Annotated in this window: 31 protein-coding genes; 29 read left to right on the top strand and 2 right to left on the bottom strand. The window is 37.1% G+C overall.

The window, feature by feature from the left end; all coding sequences use genetic code 11:
* Nucleotides 1–3: 3 nt before the first annotated feature.
* From ABS911_RS05735 to ABS911_RS05595, 29 genes are all read left to right on the top strand, one after another.
* Complete coding sequence (locus ABS911_RS05735) at nucleotides 4–147, top strand: hypothetical protein (RefSeq protein WP_350466734.1); 144 nt, start codon at nucleotides 4–6, stop codon at nucleotides 145–147.
* Nucleotides 148–167: 20 nt separating this feature from the next.
* Nucleotides 168–359 (top strand): XtrA/YqaO family protein, encoded by a 192-nt coding sequence (locus tag ABS911_RS05730; RefSeq protein ID WP_350466733.1) that lies wholly within the window; start codon nucleotides 168–170, stop codon nucleotides 357–359.
* 90 nt (nucleotides 360–449) lie between these two features.
* A complete protein-coding gene (locus tag ABS911_RS05725) occupies nucleotides 450–1,007 on the top strand; it encodes a sigma-70 family RNA polymerase sigma factor (protein ID WP_350466732.1) in 558 nt (185 codons plus the stop codon).
* 57 nt (nucleotides 1,008–1,064) lie between these two features.
* Entirely contained in the window at nucleotides 1,065–1,856 is a 792-nt protein-coding gene (locus tag ABS911_RS05720; protein ID WP_350466731.1) for a terminase small subunit, read from the top strand.
* A complete protein-coding gene (locus ABS911_RS05715) occupies nucleotides 1,834–3,153 on the top strand; it encodes a PBSX family phage terminase large subunit (RefSeq protein ID WP_350466730.1) in 1,320 nt (439 codons plus the stop codon). The genes ABS911_RS05720 and ABS911_RS05715 overlap by 23 nt, the downstream gene beginning before the upstream one ends.
* An 11-nt stretch (nucleotides 3,154–3,164) precedes the next feature.
* Nucleotides 3,165–3,407 carry a hypothetical protein gene (locus ABS911_RS05710; RefSeq protein WP_350466729.1) on the top strand — a complete coding sequence of 81 codons (243 nt, stop codon included), beginning with the start codon at nucleotides 3,165–3,167 and terminating at the stop codon, nucleotides 3,405–3,407.
* An 11-nt stretch (nucleotides 3,408–3,418) separates the two neighbouring features.
* Nucleotides 3,419–4,906, top strand: a complete 1,488-nt coding sequence (locus ABS911_RS05705) for a phage portal protein (protein ID WP_350466728.1) — start codon at nucleotides 3,419–3,421, stop codon at nucleotides 4,904–4,906.
* Between the two features lie 4 nt (nucleotides 4,907–4,910).
* Complete coding sequence (locus ABS911_RS05700) at nucleotides 4,911–5,273, top strand: WDGH domain-containing protein (RefSeq protein ID WP_350466727.1); 363 nt, start codon at nucleotides 4,911–4,913, stop codon at nucleotides 5,271–5,273.
* The gene (locus tag ABS911_RS05695; RefSeq protein WP_350466726.1) at nucleotides 5,274–6,359 is read left to right on the top strand and encodes a phage minor capsid protein; all 1,086 of its coding nucleotides are present in this window, start codon (nucleotides 5,274–5,276) and stop codon (nucleotides 6,357–6,359) included.
* 145 nt (nucleotides 6,360–6,504) lie between these two features.
* The gene (locus tag ABS911_RS05690; RefSeq protein ID WP_350466725.1) at nucleotides 6,505–6,816 is read left to right on the top strand and encodes a hypothetical protein; all 312 of its coding nucleotides are present in this window, start codon (nucleotides 6,505–6,507) and stop codon (nucleotides 6,814–6,816) included.
* Between the two features lie 76 nt (nucleotides 6,817–6,892).
* Nucleotides 6,893–7,465 carry a hypothetical protein gene (locus tag ABS911_RS05685; RefSeq protein ID WP_350466724.1) on the top strand — a complete coding sequence of 191 codons (573 nt, stop codon included), beginning with the start codon at nucleotides 6,893–6,895 and terminating at the stop codon, nucleotides 7,463–7,465.
* 14 nt (nucleotides 7,466–7,479) lie between these two features.
* Complete coding sequence (locus ABS911_RS05680) at nucleotides 7,480–8,364, top strand: capsid protein (RefSeq protein ID WP_350466723.1); 885 nt, start codon at nucleotides 7,480–7,482, stop codon at nucleotides 8,362–8,364.
* A gap of 12 nt (nucleotides 8,365–8,376) precedes the next feature.
* Nucleotides 8,377–8,601: a hypothetical protein gene (locus tag ABS911_RS05675; protein ID WP_350466722.1), complete on the top strand. Its 225-nt coding sequence runs from the start codon at nucleotides 8,377–8,379 to the stop codon at nucleotides 8,599–8,601.
* 15 nt (nucleotides 8,602–8,616) lie between these two features.
* A complete protein-coding gene (locus ABS911_RS05670) occupies nucleotides 8,617–9,000 on the top strand; it encodes a head-tail connector protein (protein WP_350466721.1) in 384 nt (127 codons plus the stop codon).
* On the top strand, nucleotides 8,993–9,319 hold the full coding sequence (locus ABS911_RS05665; RefSeq protein ID WP_350466720.1) for a putative minor capsid protein: 327 nt from the start codon (nucleotides 8,993–8,995) through the stop codon (nucleotides 9,317–9,319). The genes ABS911_RS05670 and ABS911_RS05665 overlap by 8 nt, the downstream gene beginning before the upstream one ends.
* On the top strand, nucleotides 9,319–9,660 hold the full coding sequence (locus ABS911_RS05660; protein WP_350466719.1) for a minor capsid protein: 342 nt from the start codon (nucleotides 9,319–9,321) through the stop codon (nucleotides 9,658–9,660). Before ABS911_RS05665 ends, ABS911_RS05660 begins: the two co-directional genes overlap by 1 nt.
* A complete protein-coding gene (locus ABS911_RS05655; RefSeq protein ID WP_350466718.1) occupies nucleotides 9,660–10,046 on the top strand; it encodes a hypothetical protein in 387 nt (128 codons plus the stop codon). The genes ABS911_RS05660 and ABS911_RS05655 overlap by 1 nt, the downstream gene beginning before the upstream one ends.
* A 2-nt stretch (nucleotides 10,047–10,048) precedes the next feature.
* Nucleotides 10,049–10,498, top strand: coding sequence for a phage tail tube protein (locus tag ABS911_RS05650; protein WP_350466717.1), 450 nt, complete (start codon nucleotides 10,049–10,051; stop codon nucleotides 10,496–10,498).
* Between the two features lie 63 nt (nucleotides 10,499–10,561).
* Nucleotides 10,562–10,948: a hypothetical protein gene (locus tag ABS911_RS05645; protein ID WP_350466716.1), complete on the top strand. Its 387-nt coding sequence runs from the start codon at nucleotides 10,562–10,564 to the stop codon at nucleotides 10,946–10,948.
* Between the two features lie 11 nt (nucleotides 10,949–10,959).
* Nucleotides 10,960–11,550: a bacteriophage Gp15 family protein gene (locus tag ABS911_RS05640; protein WP_350466715.1), complete on the top strand. Its 591-nt coding sequence runs from the start codon at nucleotides 10,960–10,962 to the stop codon at nucleotides 11,548–11,550.
* 2 nt (nucleotides 11,551–11,552) lie between these two features.
* Entirely contained in the window at nucleotides 11,553–14,492 is a 2,940-nt protein-coding gene (locus ABS911_RS05635) for a phage tail protein (RefSeq protein ID WP_350466714.1), read from the top strand.
* A 3-nt stretch (nucleotides 14,493–14,495) separates the two neighbouring features.
* Nucleotides 14,496–15,188, top strand: a complete 693-nt coding sequence (locus ABS911_RS05630) for a hypothetical protein (protein ID WP_350466713.1) — start codon at nucleotides 14,496–14,498, stop codon at nucleotides 15,186–15,188.
* Nucleotides 15,188–16,777, top strand: a complete 1,590-nt coding sequence (locus ABS911_RS05625) for a phage tail protein (protein ID WP_350466712.1) — start codon at nucleotides 15,188–15,190, stop codon at nucleotides 16,775–16,777. Before ABS911_RS05630 ends, ABS911_RS05625 begins: the two co-directional genes overlap by 1 nt.
* 86 nt (nucleotides 16,778–16,863) lie before the next feature.
* Entirely contained in the window at nucleotides 16,864–19,266 is a 2,403-nt protein-coding gene (locus ABS911_RS05620; RefSeq protein ID WP_350466711.1) for an SGNH/GDSL hydrolase family protein, read from the top strand.
* A 92-nt stretch (nucleotides 19,267–19,358) separates the two neighbouring features.
* Nucleotides 19,359–19,772: a hypothetical protein gene (locus tag ABS911_RS05615; RefSeq protein ID WP_350466710.1), complete on the top strand. Its 414-nt coding sequence runs from the start codon at nucleotides 19,359–19,361 to the stop codon at nucleotides 19,770–19,772.
* Nucleotides 19,765–20,205 carry a hypothetical protein gene (locus tag ABS911_RS05610; RefSeq protein WP_350466709.1) on the top strand — a complete coding sequence of 147 codons (441 nt, stop codon included), beginning with the start codon at nucleotides 19,765–19,767 and terminating at the stop codon, nucleotides 20,203–20,205. Before ABS911_RS05615 ends, ABS911_RS05610 begins: the two co-directional genes overlap by 8 nt.
* Nucleotides 20,206–20,466, top strand: a complete 261-nt coding sequence (locus ABS911_RS05605) for a holin (RefSeq protein ID WP_350466708.1) — start codon at nucleotides 20,206–20,208, stop codon at nucleotides 20,464–20,466.
* The gene (locus ABS911_RS05600) at nucleotides 20,463–21,758 is read left to right on the top strand and encodes a peptidoglycan recognition protein family protein (RefSeq protein WP_350466707.1); all 1,296 of its coding nucleotides are present in this window, start codon (nucleotides 20,463–20,465) and stop codon (nucleotides 21,756–21,758) included. The genes ABS911_RS05605 and ABS911_RS05600 overlap by 4 nt, the downstream gene beginning before the upstream one ends.
* Before the next feature lie 144 nt (nucleotides 21,759–21,902).
* On the top strand, nucleotides 21,903–22,589 hold the full coding sequence (locus ABS911_RS05595; protein ID WP_350466706.1) for a DUF3800 domain-containing protein: 687 nt from the start codon (nucleotides 21,903–21,905) through the stop codon (nucleotides 22,587–22,589).
* A 198-nt stretch (nucleotides 22,590–22,787) separates the two neighbouring features.
* Here ABS911_RS05595 and ABS911_RS05590 read toward each other — a convergent pair whose 3' ends face one another.
* Both ABS911_RS05590 and ABS911_RS05585 read right to left on the bottom strand, forming a co-directional pair.
* The gene (locus tag ABS911_RS05590) at nucleotides 22,788–23,099 is read right to left on the bottom strand and encodes an ssDNA-binding protein (protein ID WP_350466705.1); all 312 of its coding nucleotides are present in this window, start codon (nucleotides 23,097–23,099) and stop codon (nucleotides 22,788–22,790) included.
* 75 nt (nucleotides 23,100–23,174) lie between these two features.
* Complete coding sequence (locus ABS911_RS05585; RefSeq protein WP_350466704.1) at nucleotides 23,175–23,492, bottom strand: hypothetical protein; 318 nt, start codon at nucleotides 23,490–23,492, stop codon at nucleotides 23,175–23,177.
* Nucleotides 23,493–24,075: the final 583 nt, after the last annotated feature.

Below are 24,075 nucleotides of genomic sequence, written 5' to 3'. Positions count from 1 at the left end.
AAGATGAAGAAGACGAACGATAAAATAGGTTATGCAATCGGTACAGTATTCGCAATGTGTGCAGCAGTGTTGGTATGTCTTTTAATACTAGGAGCAATTGCTATCGCAGTGATCAAAATATGGGCATTCTTCTTTCAATTACTCTAGAAATATTAGGCGGTGAATAAGTGGAATTTAGGCAAATAAACCCCGACGAAATAGCGACAATCATAGGTAAAAATGTTATAATGGTAGTAACGAACGGCACAATACATTACAAAGAATTACCGGATTTCGGCAAGACGAATATAACGCTTACGAACGCTGATGGAAAAGTTATGTACATCGAAGAAGAGACGAAGGTAAAGACTAAATTATAATTGAATAAGCTGACCAGAAATACTGGAGGCACAATAATTCCTAGAAATAGGGTTGTTGTGCCTCTTTTTGCGTTTAAAGGAGGACAGGACGTGAAGTACACCTATGACATAGCGAGTGAGTATCGTGAAGACTTGAAGAGATTGAATAAAGAGAAGTTTGCAAGAGATCGTGAGAGAGCCTTCTTAAAAGAGGTAGAGGACTTGAGTAATGATGGAATTGAGCGAATGAGTGAAGTTGAAGCAGAGATTAGCTTAATTAGTGGAATGATATCAAGTACAGAATATGCCTTATTCTGGATTGAAAGTGGACATGAGCGAATGGCAGGAGAAAAGCGTCCTATCACAAACCAAAGCAAGAAGAAGAGAACTCAGTTGTGGGGGAATATAGAACACAGCAATTACTTATCCTATGAAGCACCTAGAGAGCTGACTAGAGAAGAGTTGGAGTTAATAGATGACATGATGAGGGCGTTGTCTGAAAGAGAGCGAGAAGTCTATTTATCCGTTTATGGTAAATGCAACACTCAAGAGCAGACGGCAGAGTATTTAGGCATTCAGACAGGAACGGTAAAGAAATACTTAGATAGAGCAAGAGCAAAGATTGATAGAGAGTTGAAATACGGTAGTCAAGGTTCATTAGTAATTTGACCCCTAAAAACTACCAACTAGTAAAGGCGACTTTAATAAGGTAGGTGGTGACTAGATGTGAACTGGGAAGAGATACGAAAGGAATATGAAACAAGCTCTATAACGATGAAAGAATTAGCTGAGAAGCATGGAGCTAAGTTAGGCACGTTAAAGAGTAGAGCAAGTAGAGAGAAATGGTTAAGCAACCATGATAAAAAGGTTGCAACCAAAAAGGCAACCGAACGTAAAAAGGTTGCAACCAAAAAAGTTGAAAAGATTATCGAAAGTAATAGTGAGTTAAAAGGATGGGAAATTCAATTCTGTTATGAATATATAAAGAGTTGGAATGCTACTAAGTCCTATATGAAAGCAAGAGATGTAGCATACAGTACTGCAGCAGTAGAAGGAAGTAAGCTTCTAAGAAAGCCTAATATTATCAAGGCTATCAAAGACATTAAGAAAGAAACAGATACAGAACTGCTGATTAGTGTTGAAGATATCAAAAGAGAATACTTTAAGCAGTCGTTTGCTGACGTAACAGATTTCGTAGAGTATGGAGCGAATGAAATACAGGTTCATGATAAGCATGGCAATCCGTTAATGAACACTAATGGCGAGCTGGTCACTTACAAGGATTCATACGTTAACTTTAAGGATATGAGTGAAATAGATGGCAGGTTAATCAAAGAAGTACGAATGGGGAAAGATGGTCCAGTTATTCAGTTGTACGATAAGCAGAAAGCTATGCAAGAGTTGCTTAAGCTAATTAGCAATGACGGACCAAGCGGAACAGAGAAAGTAGTATTTTTAAGCAGTGAGGAACAAATGGAACAATGGATTGCTGAAAATGGTGAATCTAATGGCGGTTAAAGTTAACGATCCATTTAAGAAGTTGAACCCTAAGTTTTATTCGTTATGGATGACTAAGAAATCAAATATCCTTGCTAAAGGTGGACGTTCTAGCACAAAGTCATCTGTTGTTAGTCAAAAGCTTGTAGAAAAGAAGATGCGCTATCCAATGGGTAATGCGGTTATCTTGCGTAAGGTTGCAAACACATTGCGTAAATCTGTTTATTCTCAAATCCAATGGGCCTTGCTTGATGCAGGTGTTGCGGACCAATTCCTATTCCAAAAGAATCCGTTGCAAATCATTCATAAAGAATGGGGAACAGGTTTTCACTTTAGTGGTGCTGATGATCCAGAGAAATTGAAATCATTAAAAATACCAATTGGTTACGTTCAAGATTTATGGCTAGAAGAAGCTGACTCATTCGATAGTGTAGAAGAAGTCGATAAGATTCAAGATACATTCATCCGTGAAGATTTGCCCGATGGCAGAGAAGTACAGACGTGGTTAACGTGGAATCCTCCTAAGAACGCTTATCACTGGATTAATGAGTTTGTAAAAAATAATAGAAACAATGAGGATTTCCTTATCCATCATTCAACTTATATGGACGATGTGCGTAACTACAACTCGGCCCAAATCAAAAGGAAGATTGAGAACTACAAAAAGAACGATATCGATTATTGGCGATGGATGTACAAAGGTGAAGTTATCGGAATGGGTGACAACGTTTATAATGCCGATTTATTCCATCTAATAGACGAGTTGCCAGAAGATGAGCATTTATATGGATTGTACTTTGCAACCGATACGGGGCACATGGTATCGGCTACAGCAACTATTGCGGTAGGTATCACGAACAAACAAAATATTGTGATATTAGATACTGATTACTATTCGCCTAAAGGTAAAACACACAAGAAGCCTCCAAGTGAAATGACAAAAGACTTATATGATTTCTACGAAAAGGCACGAAATAAATACAGCATACCAATCTACCAGAAAACAATTGATTCTGCCGAGGGTGGTATTCGTAACCAATACTTCAACGATTACGGTGAACATATCCATGCAGTAGCTAAGGGCAAAAAGGTAGATATGATTGATTACGTCTATGATTTATTGGCACAAGGTCGCGTTTATGTAATGAACATACCAAGCAATAAGATATTCATGGATGAACACAAGAAATACCAATGGGACCAAAAAACGTTGCAACCAGGAAGAGAACCGGAAGTTATCAAAGAAGATGATCATACGTGTGACTGCTTCCAATATTTCGTTAAAGACAACTTGAGACAATTAGGACTTAAATTTTAGGAGGAATAGATATGCAATATAGAAAGAAACCTGTAGTAGTTGAAGCGATGCAGTGCAAGTTGGGTGAAAGCAAACAGAAAGCGATTGATTTTCTCGAAGGTAACGGAGAATTAAATGAAGGCGAAGTTTACATTAAAACATTAGAAGGCAAAATGCACGTTTCTTTAGGTGATTACATTATTAAAGGCGTGCAAGGCGAGTTCTATCCATGTAAACCAGACATCTTTGAACAAACATACGAATTAGCAGAATAGGCGGTGATTAAATGTTCGATAAGACAATCGCAAAAGTAAAGGGGTGGTTAACTAGAATGGGGATTATCAAACAACTAAAGACGATTACGGAACATAAGGACATTAACATAGATAATGAAGCTTATGATCGTATCGCAAAGAATAAAGCTATCTACAGCGGGTATTTATCGGAGTGGCACGACATCGAATTTAGAACGTCTGCAGGAGAAGCTAGAAAGCGCAACATGCTATCAATGGGAATGGGTAAAAAGATTGCTGAGGAAATGGCAACATTGATATTCAACGAGAAAGCAACGATCACAATTGACGATGATTCTGCTCAAGAGTTTATTGACGACACATTGAAGAGTAATGGATTCCATAAGAACTTCTCGCGCTACCTCGAATATGCTTATGCGACTGGTGGCATGGCCGTTAAAGTATTCGCTTATGACGGACAAGTCAAACTAGCTTATGCGGTTGCAGACGCCTTTTATCCACTGTCTAGCGATTCGGAGAACATTGACGAAGCTTTATTCATCAGCGAAGAAACAAAAGGTGATTACCACTATACGCTGCTTGAATGGAATGAATGGGAAGGTAATCAATACGTTGTCACAAACGAGTTGTACCAATCGACTGTCAAAGGTGAGTTAGGTACGAAAGTTGGGTTAGGTGTTCTTTATCCAGACTTAGAGGAAAAGACATACATTGGCAATTTAAGACGTTCGTTGTTCGTGTATTTCAAGCCCAACATTGCAAACAACAAAGATATGACCAGTCCGTTAGGCATTAGTTTATTCGAGAATTGCTACGATGATTTGTATTTATTGGATTATATGTACGACTTCTTCTTTCATGAGTTTAAGTTAGGTAAGCGACGTATTGCAGTAGATAGAAGCATGGTCAAGCCTTATCCAGATATGAACGGGAATATCGTACAGGTATTAGATCCCGAAGAAACAGTATTCGATGCGTTTACGTTACAAGAAGGCAAGGGCGTTACTGATATGTCTGTAGATATCCGTTCAACTGACATTATCAACTCGATTAACTCCGTATTAGACGTGTTAAGCATGAAGATAGGATTTAACCCGGGTTCGTTTAGATTTGACGGTACAGGTATTAAAACAGCAACAGAAGTAGTGTCTCAGAACTCCAAGACGTATCAAACAAAGAACAAGCACGAGGTTTTGATTGAAGAAGGATTAAAAGAGTTAATCACGTCCATTATTGACGTAGCAAAACTGTATAAATTATACAGCGGTACAAGTGAGTTTGAAATTGGCATTGATTTCGATGATTCAATTGCTCAAGACCGTCAAGAAAACTTTAATTACTATTCAGCAATGGCAGGCGCAGGATTTATGCCTAAACTGATTGCTATTCAAAAAACATCCGACGTTCCAGAAGAGACAGCCAAGGAATGGCTGGAAATGATTAAAGAAGAGCAATCAGGAACGGTTACGGCTGACGTCTCAGATTTATTCGGAGTAGCAGCAACAAACATAGGAGGTTAAGGAAATGAGTTATAGAGAATTAGCAGTAATCCAAATTAATCAAATGATATCTAGTTTAGATGAAAAAGGAGATATATCAGACGGTTCGCATACTTTTGACGAGTTGTATTTTCATAGAATGTCTTTGTTTTCTGTTATTTGCAACCAAAACAAAGAAAAAGCTTGGAAATCAAAAAAACATGCTGACGATTCAATGTTCGAGAATTATTTCATAGTTGGAATCACAACTAAAGAAGGAGATTATTCATATCACTACCATATGGATTATTGGGACAATTTTAACGTAAAAGAAATCGGAAACGCGCCAGAGTGGGACGGACATACGCCAGAAGACATAACGAGATTAATTTCTTTAGTAGGTGATTAAATGGCGGTTCAAGGTAATATATTCGTAGAAAGAATGTATCAGCAAATTGAATTGGAAATGCTCCAGAATATCGGAAAAGTAATCGGAAATGGCGAAGGCGTAGACAAAGAAGGTGTCACTCAATGGCGAGTGGCCAAGTTATCTCAATTAGGTGTATTGAGGAACGATCAGTTAAAGGTATTAGCTAAGTACAGCGACATGACGGTTCAAGAATTAATCAATTATATTAACGAGCTAGGTGTGACAGAAATCGAAGCTTTCGAAGGACGTAACAAAGCGTTAGTCGAAGCAGGTGTCGATTATGTTCCGCCTAGCAATAACGTTTATGATCGTTTACTAGCGTTAGAAGAGCAGTCTAAAGATGTTATGAACATGGTTAATACAAATATGCTGACATTCAGCGAACAGGCATACGTTGACATCCTAACCAAAGCGAGTACAGACGTTTTAACAGGTAACGCAACACTTTATCAGTCGTTGATTAAAGTTGCGGGAGAATGGGCAGAAAGTGGCATTCCAGCCATCGTTGATAAAGCAGGTAAGAAGTGGAGTACAGAAGCTTATATCAGCATGGTTTTGCGAGCTGCTCAAAAGAATGTAGTCAATGAAATGCAAGAAGGTCGCATGGACGATTACGAGATTGATTTAGTTGAGTTTAGCAGTCACGCAGGAAGTCGTCCTTCACATCTTGAGTTTCAAGGTAAGGTTTACTCCAGGAGTGGTAAGTCTAAGAAGTATCCAGCAAGAAGCACCACTACTTATGGAATTGGTGCTGATGGCATGATTACTGGAATTGCGTGCGGACACCAAGAATATGCTTATGTTGAGGGAATATCTACTAAGCGCTATGAACCTTATAACAAAAAGGAATCCGAAGAAGTTTACAAAGAATCGCAAAAGCAACGGTATTTAGAACGTGAAATCAGACGTGCTAAGAAAGAAAAGACGATGTTAGAAGCGATGAGAGCGAACGAAGAAGAATTGAAAGAGTTAGATAAGCGAATCAGACAGAAGCAAGCCAAAATGCGTGAGTTTATTGAACAAACAGGCAGAACACGACGTAGACAGAAAGAACAGATTGTTTGACCCTAACAAGCGACTAATAGGTGAAAGGAGAAATGCGTATGCTTCATTTACACCAAGCGAGTTATCCAAGTTGTAAGAAAGGAAGTGGTCCATTTCTCTAAGCTAGTTAGTGACTAGCCTTTGTAAAATACGAGAGGGTGAATAAATGTTTCCAAAAACAGTTAAAATTGGCGGACTTATTTATAAAGTTGAACAAACAAGAGATTTACAAGGCAAAGACGGCGATTGGGGTCATATCGCATACAAAGAAACAGCAATACGATTAGATGATAATTTAACTGATCAATTGGCTAACCAAACTCTTATACATGAAATTGCTCATGGAATACTAGTTGAAGCAGGCTACGACGAACACGAAGAAGATATGGCTAATAGAATCGGGAAAGTTCTTTATCAAGTTTTGGTGGATAACGAATTCAGTTTCTTAAGACCGGATGAAGAAGAATCTAAACAATGACGAACAAGCCCAACCATGCTCAAGGCTATAAAATGGCAAGAGACAGTCAAACAAGACTTAAAAAAGGAGAATGATTATGACTAAATTATTTAAAATGCCTATGAGATTACAATTCTTTGCTGAGGACTTAGGTGGAGGCGGTGCTGGTGCTGATAACTTGCAAGACCCACCAGACCAAAACAAAACATTCACGCAAGAAGAATTAGATCAAGTAGTTGCGGATAGAATTGCACGCGAATCTAAAAAAGCGACGAAAGCACAAAAGGATTTGCAAGCTAAATTAGACGAGGCAACTGCTAAGTTGGATAATGCAGGCAAAAGCAAAGAAGAACAAGAAAATGCTGATTTAGAAGCTCTTAAAGGCAACCTATCTGCAAAAGAAGAAGAACTGGCGAATACAAAAGCTGAACTTGAAGCTCTAAAACAAGGTGTACCAGCTGATAAGTTTGAAAAGGTAATTAAACTTGCTAAATTATCAGACGAAGAAGATATCGAAGCAGCTATTGCTGGGGTTTTAGAAGAATTTCCAATGTTCAAGGAGAGTAAAGAGGACGAAAAAGGTCCTTACTTTTCCAAAAAAGGGAATAAAAGTAAAGACGATAAAGAAACCAACGCTTTTGAGTTGGTGGCGAAAAAATACAAAAAATAAGGGGATAAAAAAATATGGCGATTAAATTATACACATCAGAATATATGAGTCTTTTCCAGAATATCTTTGCTAAACGAGCACGTTTCTTACGTTCATTCGGCGGATCTATTCAAGTAACTGATGGGGTTAAAGATACTGACAATTTTTTACATTTAAAAACAACTGATTCAGAAGTGGTTATCCAAACTTATAACACAGGAGCCGACGTTGCTTTTGGTACTGGTACTGGAAATACAAGTCGTTTTGGTCCTCGTAAAGAAATCAAAGCAGTTGATACTACAGTTCCTTATGATGGTGCATTATCAATCCATGAAGGTGTAGATAACGTAACAGTTAACGACATCCCAGACCAAGTTGTTGCTGAACGTTTAGAAGCGCAAGCTTTAGCGTGGACTGAGCATGTAAACAAATTTTTATTCACGTTGCTATCAACTTCTGCAAGCGAAACACTAGCAGGCGTTTTATCAGAAGATGGCGTTACAGCTTTATTTGCTGCAGCTCACAAAAAAATGGTCAATAACAACGTTTCTAGTGCTATTCCGTGGGTTGCTTACGTTAATCCAGATGTGTTCAACTTCCTAGTTGATAGCCGTTTAGCCACTACTGGTAAAAATTCATCAGCTAACATTGATTCTCAAACATTATACGCATTCAAAGGTTTCATTTTAGAAGAAACTCCAGATGCTTACTTTGCAACTGGTGAGCAAGCTGTTTTCGCAGCAGATAACGTTGGAGTTGTAGGAACTGGCTTCTCAATGGTTCGTACAATCGATTCAGAAGACTTTTACGGTGTTGCTATTCAAGGAGCCGCTAAATATGGTAAGTACATTCCGGATAACAACAAAAAAGCTATCTTAAAAGCTAAATTAACAGAAGCGGAAGTAATTCCAGCAGGATAGGAGGAACTAACAATGGCTAAACATGAATCAAAGATCAAATGGCGTGATCTACAAGACAAAGCAAAAACGTTCCCTTTAGGACGAGTTTATGAGGTGGGGGATTTATTCCCTGCTACAAAACGTAAAGTGCCTGACGAACGTATCGAAGAACTTAAACAAAAGGGTTTCATCGGAGATGTCGAAGAAGAAAAAGAAGAAGCTGCAGATGAACCGGAACAACCAAAAGAAGAAAAATAGAAAGGCGGTCGTTTTATGTATGTAGACGAGCCTTATTATAACGGAACATATGGCGGAATCGAGATTGAGGATTCCGCTTTTTTGAGCAAACTAATTAAGCGTGCTGAGCGCGATATTAACGTACTCACTCAGTATCGCATAACTGATTTCGATAAGTTGACCACGTTCCAACAAGAACGCGTTAAAGAGGCTGTATGTGCTCAAGTTGAGTTCTTGGCTGAGAATGGCGAGTTATCCTCTACTGTTTCAGATAGTGGCGGTTCGGTAAGTATTGGATCGTATTCAGAAAGTAGCGGTTCGAGTGGTAGCAATAGCAATAAGTTGTTAATTGCGGATAGCGTAGAAGGCTATTTATGGCCCACTGGCTTGCTATATGGAGGAGTTGGTGTATTTGGCTAATCCTATCAAAAGAAGATTGCTGATCCATTCGATTGAGTACAAACAGAAACAAGAAGATGACGGTTGGGGTAATGAATATGCTGAGCCGTTAACTATTGAAAAAGTTAGAGTTGAACCAAAAACGAAACTCTTTCGTTCTGGTACAGGTGAAAGCATAGAGAGCACGACAACTGTTTTTTGGGACGTTGTATTTAGTACGCCAGCAACATTCGTTAAAGGTTCTAAACTAAATTTTAACGGCAATGAAATGGAATTAAGGCAGGTTGACGAGTTTTACGATGGCGATAAACTTCACCATTTGGAATTGAGGTTGATTTAATGGGCGTGAGTGTTAAGTCAAACTTTGCTGGAGCATTTAAGAAGGTTAAACGCAAAACTGAACGTACTCAATTTATATTGGATCAGCAGATTGTAAAAGATTCTAACTTTTACGCACCGTTTGCTGATGGTCTATTGATTGGCAGCTCGTTGATTGCGTCAGAGTTCGGTAAAGGTAAGTTGATTTGGGATACACCATACAGTCGTAAATTGTACTGGAATCCGCAGTTTAACTTTAGTACCGATAAAAACCCTAATGCAGGTGCTATGTGGTTTGAGAGAGCAAAAGCAGAGCATATAGGAGAATGGTTACAAATAGCGCAGTCGGAGGTGAAAAAGTAGTGTTTGAATTTTATAAGGCTTTAAAAAATCATTTAGAATCGAACATGACTTTGTTCACGACGGTTGCTTTAAATGGTTTGACAACTAACACAAAGAGTATCTCGATTGGTTCTATGCCGTCAACGTTAGGAACGAAATTCTATGACGACGAAAGACAACGAGTAATCCAAATTCAAGTATTGGTTAAAAGTCCAAACCCAGAGGAAGCGATGAACACTGCAGAAGCAATCGATACTTTTTTAGATGGTAATTCATTTAGCGTTACCGGATATAAAGTCGAAAGTTGTGAAAGTTATGTTCCGCCTTCTTTATTAGAAAAAACAACAGCAAGTGAATGGAAGTATACAGCTGCTTACAGAGTAGAAATTATGAAGGAGAGTGAATAGGAATGGCAAGAAATAAAAATGCATTGCGAAAACATGAAATCGCACCATATGTTGAAGGTGAAGCACCTGCAGTTGGATTCTTAGAATTATCTAAATGGATCACTTCTATTACTGATGATACGGATGAAGAGATTGACGACACTGGTTACTACGATGGCGACGGTTCGCCAGGCAATGAAGTTATTTCATTATCAGAAGTATGGACTGTAGAAGGAACCTACGATGCAATTGATCCAGCTCAAAAAATGGTAGCGGATATGAAACGTAAATTAGGTGCTAGTCGTAAGATTTGGCATAGAATCACTTATGTTGACGGTACTATTGTTGAAGGTCCTGCAAACGTTACAGGTATTGTAGCAGGCGGCGGCGAAGCGACGGAATACGAAGCGTTTAATTGCGTATTAAATTACACTCGCATTCCAACAGTTACACCAGTTATTCCAGAAGTATAAGAAATAAAGGTTATCCAGAATGGGTAGCCTTTTTTTATTTGAAAAAATAGGAGGAATTTAATCATGGCAATCAAAATTCAGTTAAAAAATTCATTGGTAGATATCGACTTAGGCGGAAAAGTATTTGAAGCGGATGTATCGGATAGAAATGTAGATGCGTTTACTATTGCAGTTCAAGAAATGGAATTGTTAAAACCTAAAATCGAAGAATCTAAATCAGAACAAGAAATATTTGAAATCCTAGGAGAAGGGTTTAAGAAAGCGTTAGGTGTGCTTTTTGAAGAAAATCCGTACGAGTACATTTTATCTAAAGTTGGTCGTGTTACCGCTTTAACAGATGTCTTATTCGACATTAAAGAAGGCATTTATGAAGAAATTGGACGTTCAACTAAGCAACGTGTCGCTAAATTCACTACTAAACCTCAAGATCGAAAAAAGAAAAAGAAATAGAAGGTGGCTAGATGCTATCTCTAGGATATTGGAAAGAAAAAGAAGTTGAAATCAACGAAAAAAAATACTCGATTGATTTGTCATTTGATAACGTCATTCGAGTCTTTGATTTGATGAAAGATGAAGCGTTTGAAGAAGAAGAACGTATTTATTTAGCAATGAAAATGTTCTTAGACTGCGATGTTTTGGAAAAGGACGAAGAGTGCAATTTTGAAATGCTTATAGAAGGTTTTAATTATATCAAAGAAGAGTTTTTAGTTGCTGACAAAGAAGAAACGGGACCAGTTGACTTACAAGGTAATCCAATGCCGGTTGCTAAATCAAAAGAATTATATTCCTTAACTCACGACGCAGATTATATATATGCGTCTTTTTTGCAAGCCTATGGAATGGATCTAATAGACGTTCAAGGAGAACTTGAGTGGGATAAATTTAATGCTTTGTTAAATGGATTGCCGTCTAATACTAAATTCAAAGAAGTTATTGAAATTAGACAACGGCCTTTTGCTAAAGGTAAGGGATCGCAAGAAGAAAATAAAAACTTAAGGGAATTGAAGGAGGTTTACAAATTGCCAGGGCATAGCGTGGAAGAAGGTGGATAGATTTGTCAGATGGCAAGGTATTAATAGAAGTTGATTTAAATGACAAGGGTGTAAATAGCGCTCTCGATAACATAGAAAACAAAGCAATTAAATCTGGTAACAACATAGGTAATTCAGTTTCTAAGTTATCAGACCAGTCTTTAGACATGGCTAAAAACGCTGCTTTAGGCATTGTGGGTATTAGTGCTGCATTTGCTGGTTTAAGTATCAAAGCAGCTGGAGAGTTATCAGCAACAAACGCACAATTTGAAACAGTGTTCGGTGGTTTACAAACCGAAGCCCAGAAAAGCATAGATAAGATGGCGGACGAATTCGGCATGGTTAACAGTCGACTGAAACCGTCTATGTCTAAAATGACATCTATGTTTAAAGGGTTAGGTATGGATACAGCCGATGCAATGGGGTTAGCGACAGACGCGGTTACGTTAAGTGCCGACGCTGCCGCTTTTTATGATGTCGCTTATGAAGACGCTAACGCTTCTCTGAGTTCATTCCTTAAAGGTAACTATGAGGCAGGAGAAAGTATTGGAATATTCGCAAACGATACTCAATTGGCAACCTATGCCATAGAAAAAGGTGTTGTGAGTTCAACAGCTGAGTGGCAAAAACTGGACGAAGCAACAAAACAAGCAACTCGTTTAGAATATGCCAAGAATATGCAAGAAATGGCTGGTGCTACTGGTCAAGCTGCTAGAGAATCAGATGGACTAGAGAACGTTATGGGTAACGTTAAACAAGCCTTTACAGACTTAGCAGCCGCATTTGGTACTCCTTTGTTAGCTCCATTTATTGCAGCAGCTAAGTCAGCTGTAGGAGTAGTTAATGGTTTAGCTAAAGCTTTCTCAGAAAATCCCGCGTTAGTTTATGCAGTAGCGGGTGCAATCGTAACGCTAGCCAGTGCTTTTGGAGCAGTTTATTTAGCAGCGAATAAATTAAAGATACTCAATTCAATAAAAGCTGGTTTGGCTTTATTAAGCAGTCCTTTATTTTTAGTTATATTAGCAGTTGGAGCATTGGTTACGGCTTTTGTTTATTTCTACAAAACTAGCGAGAAATTCAGAAACATTATTCAGAAAATTATCAGTCCATTAAAATCTTTAGCTCCTTATATTGATAAAGCGAAAGATAAAATAAAAGAGTTGTTTGATAATTCTATATTTAAAAATGCTAGTTCAATCGGTGGAGTTATCACTAAATTAGTAGATGGTTTCGTGGCGTTTGTTGATCCGATAGCACGAGCAGCTAAATCAATGGACTTGGTAGAAATAGGATTCATGTTGCTAAAAACAGCCGCTTTAACATTATTAGGCCCAATCGGATTAGTTATCAAGATAGTTGAGTTGGTTGCCAAAGCATTAGGCGGCGGAGACGTACAAGCCGGAATTCAAAAAATACTAGACGGATTCAGCGGTTTAGCTAGTGGCGTGAAAGAAGCTGGCGGACAAGTCGGTTCGAGTGTAGGCGATATGTTAGCGGGTATTTTAACGGCTATTGGCGCAGCGTTACCTGGAATTATTGCGGGTGCGTTATCTATTATAGCCGGTTTTATTTCTGGTCTAGCTCAAGGGTTGCCACAAGTTGCTTTAGCAGCAACTCATTTAATTTTAGCATTTACAGCAAGCATGTTGTTATTGATCCCAACTATTGCAGCCTCAGCAACTTTATTGATTGTTGCGTTGCTTGGAAGTTTGGCATTAGGCTTACCACGAATTGTTTTAGCTGGTATTAACCTAATAATTTCGTTGATTGTTGGTTTAACATCTGGCATACCTCGATTCGTACTAGCAGTTACTAATTTAATCGTTGTGTTTTTAATGAGTATAGCCGCTAACTTACCAAGAATTTTATTAGCCGGAACAAATTTATTAATCGCTTTCCTTCAAGGTTTGATTGATAATTTGCCAAAAATCGTCGAGACAGTCGGTACTTTGATCACGACATTTTTAGATGCGATTACTGACAAGCTACCGTCAATTATAACGAGTGGAACTAATTTGTTAGTTGCTTGGTTGCAAGGAATTGCAAATAATTTACCAGATGTTATCACGGCAGCCGTAGATGTGATCGCGGCTTTCTTAACTGGAATTGCTAACAATTTACCTAGAATTATTACTGCAGCAGTGAGCGTGATCGTTGCTTTCCTAAATGGGATTGCGAATAACCTACCTCGTATTATTGCTTCTGCAGTAAATTTGATTGTGGCTTTTTTACGTGGGATTGCTAGTCAAATAGGCAGAATCGTAAGCGCGGCAATGGATTTAGTCGATGCAATGGTTCGAGGAATATTACAGGCACAAGGTCGTTTAACGAGTGCAATCATCACTTTAATGAACGGTATGGCTAGAAATATTGAACAAAGCGCTCCTAAAATGCGTTCAGCAGCAGGCAGATTGCTAAGAGCGATTATCGAAGCGTTTCCTGGAGGCGGATTAGTAACAGCTGGTTACGACTTAATGGCTGGGTTAGCTAGAGGGATAGGTAATGCAGTAGGTGGCGTTATTTCTAAAGCTAAAGAAGTCGCTGGAAATATTGTTGGTGCTGTTAAGGGAGCATTTAAAATACACTCTCCTTCTCGTGTTATGCGAGATGAAGTAGGTAAGTATATTCCAGAAGGTATTGGAGTGGGTATGGAAGACAACACTAGCACAGTTATTAAGGCAGCTAGAGATATGGCTAGTAGTGTTGTTAATTCAATTCCTAGTGCCGAAATGGCAATGGGAATCAATGCCAAAATGAGCACAAGTATATCAAGTGTTTCTGGTAGTGCTGGAAGTTCTAACGCTTCTTCGGATACAAGTTACAGCGAAATGGTTAAATTGTTGAAACAACTCGTTAATAAAGACGGAAACGTCTACTTTAACGATGCGTTAATTGGAACGATTGGACCTGGTGTAGATACATTTTTAGGGACAGAAACAACAAACAGCGGAAGGTGGGGATAGATAATGGGGTTTAAAACAAAACAAAAAAGTCCAGAAGAATTTGGATTAAGACTAATTTCTCGTTATCTTCCACCACCAGAAGATGTGGATCTGCCAGAAGAGATTCCTGGTATGCATGGTTCGGTTGATTTTTCGATGATGTTCGGTGAAAGGATTGCTAAAAACAGGCCATTGACTTATGAGTATCAATTATTCGAACCAGAACCAATCAAGCGTAATTTTGTTAAACGTCAAGTTGAAAACTGGTTATTAAGAGGTACTCACGAACCGTTATGGGACGATTCAGAGCCGTTGTATTATTACATGGCTAAAGTTATCAATGTGGATACAAGTGTTGATATCGCAACAGGTATGATGAAATACACGATTGAGTTTGACGCTTACCCTTATAAGATTAAAGAAACGCCAGAAGATGATCCTTATTGGGATACGAAAGATATTACGGATTACGTTCAAGATACCGCATTTACGATTAGTGGAAGCAAGGTAGTTGATTTAGTTAATGTCGGAATTATCGGAAGTGTTCCAACGATTACATCAAGTTCAGCAATGACAATCAGCAAAGGAAATAAAACCTTTCAAATATCAGCAGGAACAACTAATTCAGAACGTTTCAGACTTGAAATTGGGAACAATCCAATGACGATTACAGGTAACGGAACGATTTCATTTAGTTGGCATAAGGAGGTCAAGTAATGTATTGGTTGACCTTGCACGACGGACCAAATGATAAAGAAGGAACAGTTATCCATAACCCTTTTCCAAAAGGTGCTAAAACATCAGTAGCAAACGGTAAACTTAAAACGAAAGGCATTTCTACTATGACGTTCACTGTTAACCCGTTCAGTCCTATGTGGGGTAGAATTAAGCCTTATCAAACGTTGATTAAGGTAATAGACGACCAAACAGACGAATTAGCGTTTAACGGTCGCATATTCAATTTAAAACAGTCTATGTCAAGTGGTTCGATGTTCTCAGAAACGTATGAATGCGAAGATGTATTGGCTTATCTATATGACACTACCCAAACTTACGGACGTTTCCAAAACATATCCGTTTTTGATTTGTTTAAGACAATAATAGACCGCCACAACGCGCAGGCTGAACCGCATAAACGTTTTAAAGTAGGTAATGTAACGGTAACAGATCCCAACGATTCGCTTTACCGCTATTTAGGTTATGAGAAAACGTATGACACGATTAAAGATAAGTTGCTTGATAGATTAGGCGGCTATCTAGTTGTGCGTTATGAAGAAAGCGGTATGTATCTAGATTATTTGGCAGAAGTTGGGCAAGTTGCAGAACCAACGATTCAAATGCGCAAAAACATGAAAAGTTTAGAAAAGAATATAGATCCAAGCGGATTGGTAACAGTGTTGATTCCGAAAGGTGCAACGATTGACACAGATGATGAAGATACCAGCGCAAGCAAACCAAGAGTTGGGATTCAGTCAGTGAATAACGGCATTGAGTATATTCGTGATGAAGAGTTGATTGCTGAATTTGGTGAGGTAAAGAGTTCTGAACCTTATTACGATGATGTAAATGAACCTTCTATTTTGCTTACTAAAGCAAGAGATTTCATGGACAGTCAAAAGGCGATTAAAACAACATACAACGTTTCTTCGTTGGATTATTCGTTAATAAATGGCGGAATAGGTCAATTAAAGAAAGGAAATTGGCATTATATAGATAATCCAATTCTAGCAATTGACGAACCTATTCAAATTGCAGAAATAGGTATTGATTTCATTGATCCTCGCAACCCTGATTTAACACTAGGAGAAAAGCAACCAACGTTAACGCAGTACCAAAAAGAATCGAATAAACGTGCAGTAAATATTGATAACTTGCAAAAGATAGTGGATAACCAAGCAAATTCTATTTTTAGATTAACGGAGTCAAACATAGAAATTGTTGATAGATACAACGAAATCCAAACGTCATATAATAATTTAAACACGAATTTAGAAATAGACGATGAAACAGGTACGAGTTTAGCTTTGCAAAATTTAAAAAAAGCAATTGACGATTTAGGCGGTAATATAGAAGACTTACCGATTTATGTTCCAGTAACTCCAGTACCAGGAAGTCCTCCTGGAACCATGACACCAGAAGACAAAGCAAAGTTAGATCAACTAAAGAATTACACCGAGGCTACTCATTCACAGAGTGGTCTTTTTAGCGCATCTGACAAGACTAAACTCGATTTGGTCACTGTTACTAGTCCGGTCAATTTGAACGACATAGTAGCAAGATTAGTAGCATTAGAACAACCAGAATAAGGAGTGAATTGAGTTGAATCAATTTAAAAAATATGAAAAAGTTACCGCGCAGTTTGCACATTAAATTAGGAAAGGGCTGAATATATTTGGCAATTGAAAATATTTTAAATTCAATTTTAAATGAACCGTATATGGCGAAAATGAGACAACACATTATAGACGGTATAGAACAAGTTTACAAAGACGCTACGTTTGATGGTGACGTTAGTATGGAAGTCATTAGATCCAGAGGTAGAAGTGATAGTTTAGATGGAAGATTAGATGAGATGGACAATGATCAACAAGAATCAATCGCGAAGTTAATGCATACTGATGAAAGAATCAGCGAAATAATTGCGAACGCTGGCGATGGTACTTTGCCGTCGGAAGTGGTAGATATGAGAACTTTAGGCGGTAAGGTGTTTGATATAGCTGGTGACGCTTTAAGAGAATCAGCCAAAGGGACATTTATACCAGAAAAAAGTTTGAAAGTTGATTTATTAGAATACACACCCGTTAAAGGCGTAGCTTCTAAAAATATGTTTAATAAAGAATTGGTAGTAAGAGGATTTTATATCAACAACAGCGGTGTTGTTTTAGCTCCCGTTGATGGTTCTTCTACTGCTATTAGTCATTATATAGCCGTTTTACCAAACACAACTTATACACTAACAAACGTCTTTTCTCAACGGGGGTATCTTTTTGATAAGAATAAAAACCCTATTCAACCTATAACAGCAAATACGTTTACAACCTTAGAAAATGGCGGTTTTATAAGAATAAATGTTCATGAATATCAATTAGACTTCGCGCAATTAGAAAAAGGAGCTGTTGCAACACCCGTTACTCCTTTTGGCGGATCGTTACCAGCAAACAGCGTTGATGAAACCCAAATTTTGGATACGAGTATACCAGAAACTAAATTGAATTTTAAACCTTTAGTCTATTTACCTAGTAAAAACATGTTTAATAAAAACAATATTGTAAAAGGGGTTTACGCTAATCCGACAACAGGACTACTTGTACCACCAACAGATGATTCAATTGTATCTGTCAGCGGGTTCATTCCAGTGAAGCCTAGCACAAATTATGTTATAAAAGACGTTTTCTTTTTACGAGGTGCATTTTATGATAGGTCTCAAAAAACCGTTTCTGGAATTTTAACTAACAGTTTTACGACTCCAGCTAATGCGCATTTTGTTAGGATAAATGTACATGATTACCAATTAGATTTTGCACAAATGGAATTAGGAAGTATTGCTACACCTTATACGCCTTATGCATTAAAATTACCTGAAGAAATAAACCAGATTGTTAATGACATAAACGAAGTTGTTAATGAAAAAAACTATAATGAATCTAAAAATCGTTTACTACTACCACCTAAAATGTTTTTTATTGAAGATGAAATATTACCTCTTTATAAAAGTAATATATTTGCATCTGTAAAAAAAGATTTAACTAGTACATTAAAAACAGCTTTAATTGATTCAACAAAGCCGCGTTTTAGTTATTTCTATGAAGATATTCTTTTAAATGGCAAGGAATTACCAACATCTTTTCAAATTGGAGTAAAACAATATAATGATCAAACCAAAAATTATTTCAAAGAGATTGCTAAAGAGAGTGTTTCTAAGACCTCTAAAACAGGTTTAACTCCTAAAATAATCAATATTGGTGATAGTCTAACAAACAGAAATGTTGCGCAACAATTAAGAGATAAATTGATTTCATACGGAGTTACACCGACATTTTATGGAACAATGGTTAATGCTAACATGAGTGGAGAAGGACGTGAAGGTTGGGAATTTGAAAATTTCATTGGTATGGATAACACTTATAATACTTCACCTATTGTTAGACAATTAGAAAAAGGAGAAAGCACGTTAACTTTAAACCCTTTTCTTAAACTAGCGACAGAAGCAGATAAGTCAACTAATCCCAAATGGTGTTTTAGAAATACAGGGTCAAACCAAGAAGTCAGTTACAATGATTCTATCGATAAAACAGGTAACTTTTACATTTTCGATTTTGCTTACTACGTGTCTACACAAGAAATAGCTATGCCAGACCTTGTTACAATTGCATTAAGTACCAATGACATTTCTCAAGACGGTATAGACGCACTAGCGCAGTCTCGTTTAGCGCTTGAAATTATGATTAAACAAATAAAAAAAGTTGCTCCTAACTGCAAAATCGGGGTGATTCCATCTCCATCATGGGGTAGTACTGATACAGGCAATCAACAGTGGGAAACTTATGTTGCAACATGGATAGAAAATTGTATGACTGATGTCTTAAACTATCAACAATCATTATCAGGCATAGATATTGTACCTATATGGTGTCATTTAAATAGAGATTTTAATTTCCCTTATTCTGAGGCAAAGGATCTTTCAACAATCAATCAATCTAAAATCGCAACAAGAACAGAGTACATTCATTGGGGTGAATCGGGTAAAAAAGAATATACAAACGCTTTGGCGGCATATGTCATGAATGTTATTTAGTCGAACCAAACTGTGCGTTAACTGAAAATTATAAATACTAAGATCTACTCAATCGAGTAGGTCTTTTTATATTGAGAAAAGGAAGGTGAAGAATGAAAAAGATTGGTAAGTTTGTCGGAGAACGACGAAGTTCTTTTATATTCACTATTGGTTCTATCATGTTTGGGTGCTACCACTTTTTGAAGCCTGGAACGATAAGTAATTCAGGTGCTTACGAGGCTCTTAATTTTATTTTAGGAGTGGTAAGTGGAAGGTATTTCGGATTGCTTTTTATTATCGTGAGTTCCGTCAAATTATATGGAATCATCACAGATAACACGAAATTAAGATTGAGTTTATATTTCACGTTACTATTTTTATGGTTGCTTTTAGCGGTTGCTTTCTTCATCTCATTCTTGCAAGGAAACGACAACGCTGCTTGGATCTATACTCTCATTATAGCTGGGTTAAGCACGAACATTATCAGTGCTAAACCAGTTATATATGGGAGGGAAATAGATGACTGATAAAGCACTTCAAATCATATCTCTTTTCTTTACTTTTTTAGGTGGTGTGACATCCAGTGTTTGGGGACCCGTTCTTGTGGCTAAAGCCCAAGGGAAAAACAAAAAGGAAGAAGTTAAACTTGAAGGAGATAAAAAAGCAGAAGAAGCGCGGATAGCGAATGATAGCAAAGTAGAAGCTGAATATATTGCTGGGATGAGAGACGTCGTTAAAGAATATAGAGAGTCGGTAATGGGTTATAAAAAAGAAGTCTCTGAGCTAAGAAAAGAACTTGGAGAAATGAAAGATGAGTTAAAAAAAGAAAAAGAAATTCATGCACAAGTTATTCTGGGTTACGAATTAGCATTAGAAAAAAAAGATGATGAAATAGAAGAATTACAAGCGATGATCATTACAAAAGATGGCATTATCGCTACGTTGAAAGGGGAAATTTAGATGGAACAAGCAATAATCGTATCGACATTACTAGCACCAGTCATCACAGGGCTGATTCAAATTATCAAACAATCAAATAAAGTGAATAACCAATACCTACCAATAGTTGCTATCGTGGTGGGTATTTTATTTGGAGGGATTTACGCATGGTTGTTCAATGAAGTGTTGCCAGATTACTTGTTAGGCGGTTTAATCGCTGGTTTAGGTGCTGTAGGTATCTATCAAACAACTCAAGTACCGAAAGGGGATAACGAACAATGACAATCAAAACAGCATGTGAAGCTAATGGTATTAAAATTAATGACAGGCGTAAAATCTCAATGGGCGGCGGTTCAAAAAGAGCTAAATCACGAGTAACACATATCGCTCGTCATCACTCAGGTGTAAACGTAGATCAATCGATGGATATTTTAGAAAGTTTCTGGAAGAATAGTCATGGTTGGACTACTGGCGGTTACCATGTGGTTATCCACATGAATGGGGATGTGGATTGGAATTATGATTACGATACGGTTTCAAACGGCGTAGGTAACCATAATTCTTATATCTTTAACATCTCAGTGTTAGGAAATGGAAAATTTACTGCAGCACAAGAAAAATCATGGAACATTATATGTAAAGAAGCACAGCGTGAACTAGGTATTCCAACTAAAAACGTATGGGGGCATAAAGAGTTCTCTGGCCACGCAAGTAATAGTTGTCCCGGAATCAATATGAATGCGGTCCGTTCAGCGTTAAATAGTGGCAAAGTAGTTCCAGGTAGCAACACTACACCGGATATTAATTTGAAACCAATAGGTAAAACCATTAAAGTTGGTACACAAGCCAAGCAATGGCAAACAGGTTCCGATATCCCTAAATTTGTTATTGGCCAAACTTATGATGTGTTGCAAGAAAAAGCAGTTGATCAATCTAAAAGCAATAAAGCTTATCTGATTGGTAAGGGGGATATAGTGACAGGGTGGTTGTTAGAGCAAGACGTGGATGGATTTAAAGCAACAACAGCGACACCGACAGCTAACGGCAAATTGGAAGAAGATGGTATTCCAGGTTACGATACGTATTCAGCGCTACAAAAGTATTTCGGCACACCAGTAGATGGAATATTATCTATCCCATCCCCAATGGTTAGCAAGCTGCAAGAACTAGTAGGTGCTCCGATTGATGGAGTTATTGGGACAGTAACCATTGAAACTATGCAAGCATTCTTTGGCACTCCTATTGATGGTATTCTTTCAAGTCCTTCAAGTGCAGTGATTAAAGAGATTCAAAAACGTTTGAATGATGGGAATTTAGGAACAAAGAAAGTAGCAGTAACAGCTAATAAAAAACATGTCTACCTTCCCAAATCAGCTAAAACATGGAGAGTTTACAAAACTTCAGGACCATATACTACTGGTAAAGAAGTTGGGTTCCTTGCACCCGCACAGTATGGTGGGCTAAATTATGAAATTATCAAAACGTTAGCTACTGACGTGTATCAAATTAAAACGAGTGCATTCGGTAACGTAGCAATCTATGCTGCCAAATCCACAGGAGCGACAATTAAATAAATTCTAAAGTGGTCGAAATCGACCAGTTTAGAAAAAGACCTCTAGCCGATTATGGTTGGAGGTCTTTTTTTATATAGTGTTACTATCAAATATATGATATCATTAATTAAGAAGTTAAATACAACAAAGCGGGCGGATAATTATATGCAGGAAATTTCTATTTTTGTTGACGACTCAGGCGTCCTTCATTCTAATGAAGATTATTTTATTTACGCAGGATACATATTTTTAGACAAAGAAAGTAAAGAAGATGCTAAAAGAAAATATAGAGATGTATTAAGTAAGATAGATAAACAACTGCTAACGGGCGAAGAATATAAAGCAAGCGGGCTTTCTACAAAACATAAACGTTCCTTGTATAATGTTTTGAAAGAATATCATAGCTTTGGCGTATGCATTAGAAACAACGATGTATATGACAACATCATGTCTGTGAAAGAAAGTCGAACTAGATATAAAGATTATGCTTTAAAAAGAGGGATAAAAACAAAAATCGAGTATCTAATAAGCGAAAATTATATAGATCCAGATGTTCCTGTTAAGTTTAATGTATTTATTGACCAACAAGGAACTGCATCCAACGGACTATATAGTTTTTCTGAAAGTGTGAAGGAAGAGTTTGTAAACGGGATAATCAATTTTAATTATAATAAAATGCATAGGCCGATTTTTTTCAGCAGCTTCGAAATAACGACTCATTATTGTGACTCTTCACAAAATTATCTTATCCAAGCTGCAGACATTTTAGCTAATAGACTAAGAGCTTCTTATGTCTTGAAGAACGTTAACCTTAGAAAAGTTCCTAAACATAATTGTTTACATTTACCTTAGTCTGTAGTATTATTGGTTTACAGGTAGAAATACACTGTTTACAGATGATACGCGATTATTACAATTAAGCGTATGTTAAGTACGCCGCCCCATCTGGCCCCATTGAAGGGGTTATTTTTTTGTCTTTTTTTACCATTGTTTAATTTAACTTCATATAAATCAAAAAGCCCTGTCCTTAATCGGATTGGGCTTTTTTATTTAAAACATAACTTTTTTATGAGGCAGTTTCCTGCCTTTATAATCATATATCTGCCCGAAATAACTAGGTCTTGAATCAATCTTGTATTTTTGCACGACTAACTGCATCCGATCATTGATAGTTCCTTCTATAGTAATGACTGCATCCTCTTCGACGTCATACATAAATTTATAAGCTTTCATTCCAGCAACTATGCAATTGAACTTGCGATCATCTACTTCTAACGTAAATCGGCAGAGTGGAGTCCCATTTTCAGTATTAATAACTTTAACTTCCGAAATAACTTTACCCGTCAAAATAGCAAAATTCATGATGTTTCCTCCTTCAACAAGTCCTCAAGGTCATCTTCAATAAGTATCAAACTACTTTCTCCCAATCCCCAGATATCATCTATATCCAATAAAATCCCCTCCACATAAACCAATGCCTTTATTAGCAAACTCACCATGCTTCATATAATAATCAAAATCAGCAGGTTCAAAAACTTCATGTTCTTCAATCAAAATATAAAATAAGTAGTGAGGAATAAATAAATGCTTTGCTAGAATATGGTTTTTATCATTAAGAGAGTACCACCACAATTCGAATGCGCGATCATTAGCTATGTATTTTGGCTCTAGCATAGTGTGGTTGATGTTCTTTTTCTTAAATAGAGCAGCAACATCCACATCGTTTTTATTTTCTTTTTTAGCTATTAGCTTCATAAGGATCACCTCGCTTAGATTATACCGAACTAGTGTTCGTTTTGTAAAGCGAACAGACAATAAAAATACCCTCACGGATGAAGTCGCAAGGGTAGCCATTAAAGACACTTATAATATATGCAGAACGAGTTAAATAATTTTATTGTGGTATAATTTGTTTATCATCCTACTCGCTAAGGGTTAGATCGTTGGAAATATATTTTTATGATATTTCCAACATTTTTCCTTCAACGCACAAAAGTTAATATCGTTTTAAAAAGATCAGTATAGATTAATATAGAAAATAAGAATACATGAAATAAAACTATTATATAGAAGATTAAAGTCAATAAAGGTTAATAAAGATTAATATAGAATTTTGGCATCATAATATGCGTTCATGGAAGCTGCTGGATTGGTAAATGACCATATTGAGGGATGTAAGTTTAAATAAATTTGTGTTTCAATTGAAATATAGTTGTAATATAAAAGATACGAGTTTATCACATACTCTATGCTATACTAAAGACCGCTAAGAGATCTAGGAAAGAACTAGATTTTTGAAACAAATTGTAACATGGAGGGGTAAAACACGTGAATAAAA

The organism is Carnobacterium sp. (genome assembly GCF_040274425.1).
The sequence above is the reverse complement of the archived record's forward strand: the minus strand, read 5'-3'. Positions and strand labels throughout refer to the sequence as shown.

What these genes read in the sequence shown, in the direction of transcription:
- ABS911_RS05735 (WP_350466734.1), top strand. Translation starts at nt 4, where the DNA reads ATGAAGAAGACGAACGATAAAATAGGTTATGCAATCGGTACAGTATTC.
- ABS911_RS05715 (WP_350466730.1), top strand. Translation starts at nt 1,834, where the DNA reads ATGGTGAATCTAATGGCGGTTAAAGTTAACGATCCATTTAAGAAGTTG.
- ABS911_RS05710 (WP_350466729.1), top strand. Translation starts at nt 3,165, where the DNA reads ATGCAATATAGAAAGAAACCTGTAGTAGTTGAAGCGATGCAGTGCAAG.
- ABS911_RS05705 (WP_350466728.1), top strand. Translation starts at nt 3,419, where the DNA reads ATGTTCGATAAGACAATCGCAAAAGTAAAGGGGTGGTTAACTAGAATG.
- ABS911_RS05700 (WP_350466727.1), top strand. Translation starts at nt 4,911, where the DNA reads ATGAGTTATAGAGAATTAGCAGTAATCCAAATTAATCAAATGATATCT.
- ABS911_RS05695 (WP_350466726.1), top strand. Translation starts at nt 5,274, where the DNA reads ATGGCGGTTCAAGGTAATATATTCGTAGAAAGAATGTATCAGCAAATT.
- ABS911_RS05690 (WP_350466725.1), top strand. Translation starts at nt 6,505, where the DNA reads ATGTTTCCAAAAACAGTTAAAATTGGCGGACTTATTTATAAAGTTGAA.
- ABS911_RS05685 (WP_350466724.1), top strand. Translation starts at nt 6,893, where the DNA reads ATGACTAAATTATTTAAAATGCCTATGAGATTACAATTCTTTGCTGAG.
- ABS911_RS05680 (WP_350466723.1), top strand. Translation starts at nt 7,480, where the DNA reads ATGGCGATTAAATTATACACATCAGAATATATGAGTCTTTTCCAGAAT.
- ABS911_RS05675 (WP_350466722.1), top strand. Translation starts at nt 8,377, where the DNA reads ATGGCTAAACATGAATCAAAGATCAAATGGCGTGATCTACAAGACAAA.
- ABS911_RS05670 (WP_350466721.1), top strand. Translation starts at nt 8,617, where the DNA reads ATGTATGTAGACGAGCCTTATTATAACGGAACATATGGCGGAATCGAG.
- ABS911_RS05660 (WP_350466719.1), top strand. Translation starts at nt 9,319, where the DNA reads ATGGGCGTGAGTGTTAAGTCAAACTTTGCTGGAGCATTTAAGAAGGTT.
- ABS911_RS05650 (WP_350466717.1), top strand. Translation starts at nt 10,049, where the DNA reads ATGGCAAGAAATAAAAATGCATTGCGAAAACATGAAATCGCACCATAT.
- ABS911_RS05645 (WP_350466716.1), top strand. Translation starts at nt 10,562, where the DNA reads ATGGCAATCAAAATTCAGTTAAAAAATTCATTGGTAGATATCGACTTA.
- ABS911_RS05640 (WP_350466715.1), top strand. Translation starts at nt 10,960, where the DNA reads ATGCTATCTCTAGGATATTGGAAAGAAAAAGAAGTTGAAATCAACGAA.
- ABS911_RS05630 (WP_350466713.1), top strand. Translation starts at nt 14,496, where the DNA reads ATGGGGTTTAAAACAAAACAAAAAAGTCCAGAAGAATTTGGATTAAGA.
- ABS911_RS05625 (WP_350466712.1), top strand. Translation starts at nt 15,188, where the DNA reads ATGTATTGGTTGACCTTGCACGACGGACCAAATGATAAAGAAGGAACA.
- ABS911_RS05615 (WP_350466710.1), top strand. Translation starts at nt 19,359, where the DNA reads ATGAAAAAGATTGGTAAGTTTGTCGGAGAACGACGAAGTTCTTTTATA.
- ABS911_RS05610 (WP_350466709.1), top strand. Translation starts at nt 19,765, where the DNA reads ATGACTGATAAAGCACTTCAAATCATATCTCTTTTCTTTACTTTTTTA.
- ABS911_RS05605 (WP_350466708.1), top strand. Translation starts at nt 20,206, where the DNA reads ATGGAACAAGCAATAATCGTATCGACATTACTAGCACCAGTCATCACA.
- ABS911_RS05600 (WP_350466707.1), top strand. Translation starts at nt 20,463, where the DNA reads ATGACAATCAAAACAGCATGTGAAGCTAATGGTATTAAAATTAATGAC.
- ABS911_RS05595 (WP_350466706.1), top strand. Translation starts at nt 21,903, where the DNA reads ATGCAGGAAATTTCTATTTTTGTTGACGACTCAGGCGTCCTTCATTCT.
- ABS911_RS05590 (WP_350466705.1), bottom strand. Translation starts at nt 23,099, where the DNA reads ATGAATTTTGCTATTTTGACGGGTAAAGTTATTTCGGAAGTTAAAGTT.
- ABS911_RS05585 (WP_350466704.1), bottom strand. Translation starts at nt 23,492, where the DNA reads ATGAAGCTAATAGCTAAAAAAGAAAATAAAAACGATGTGGATGTTGCT.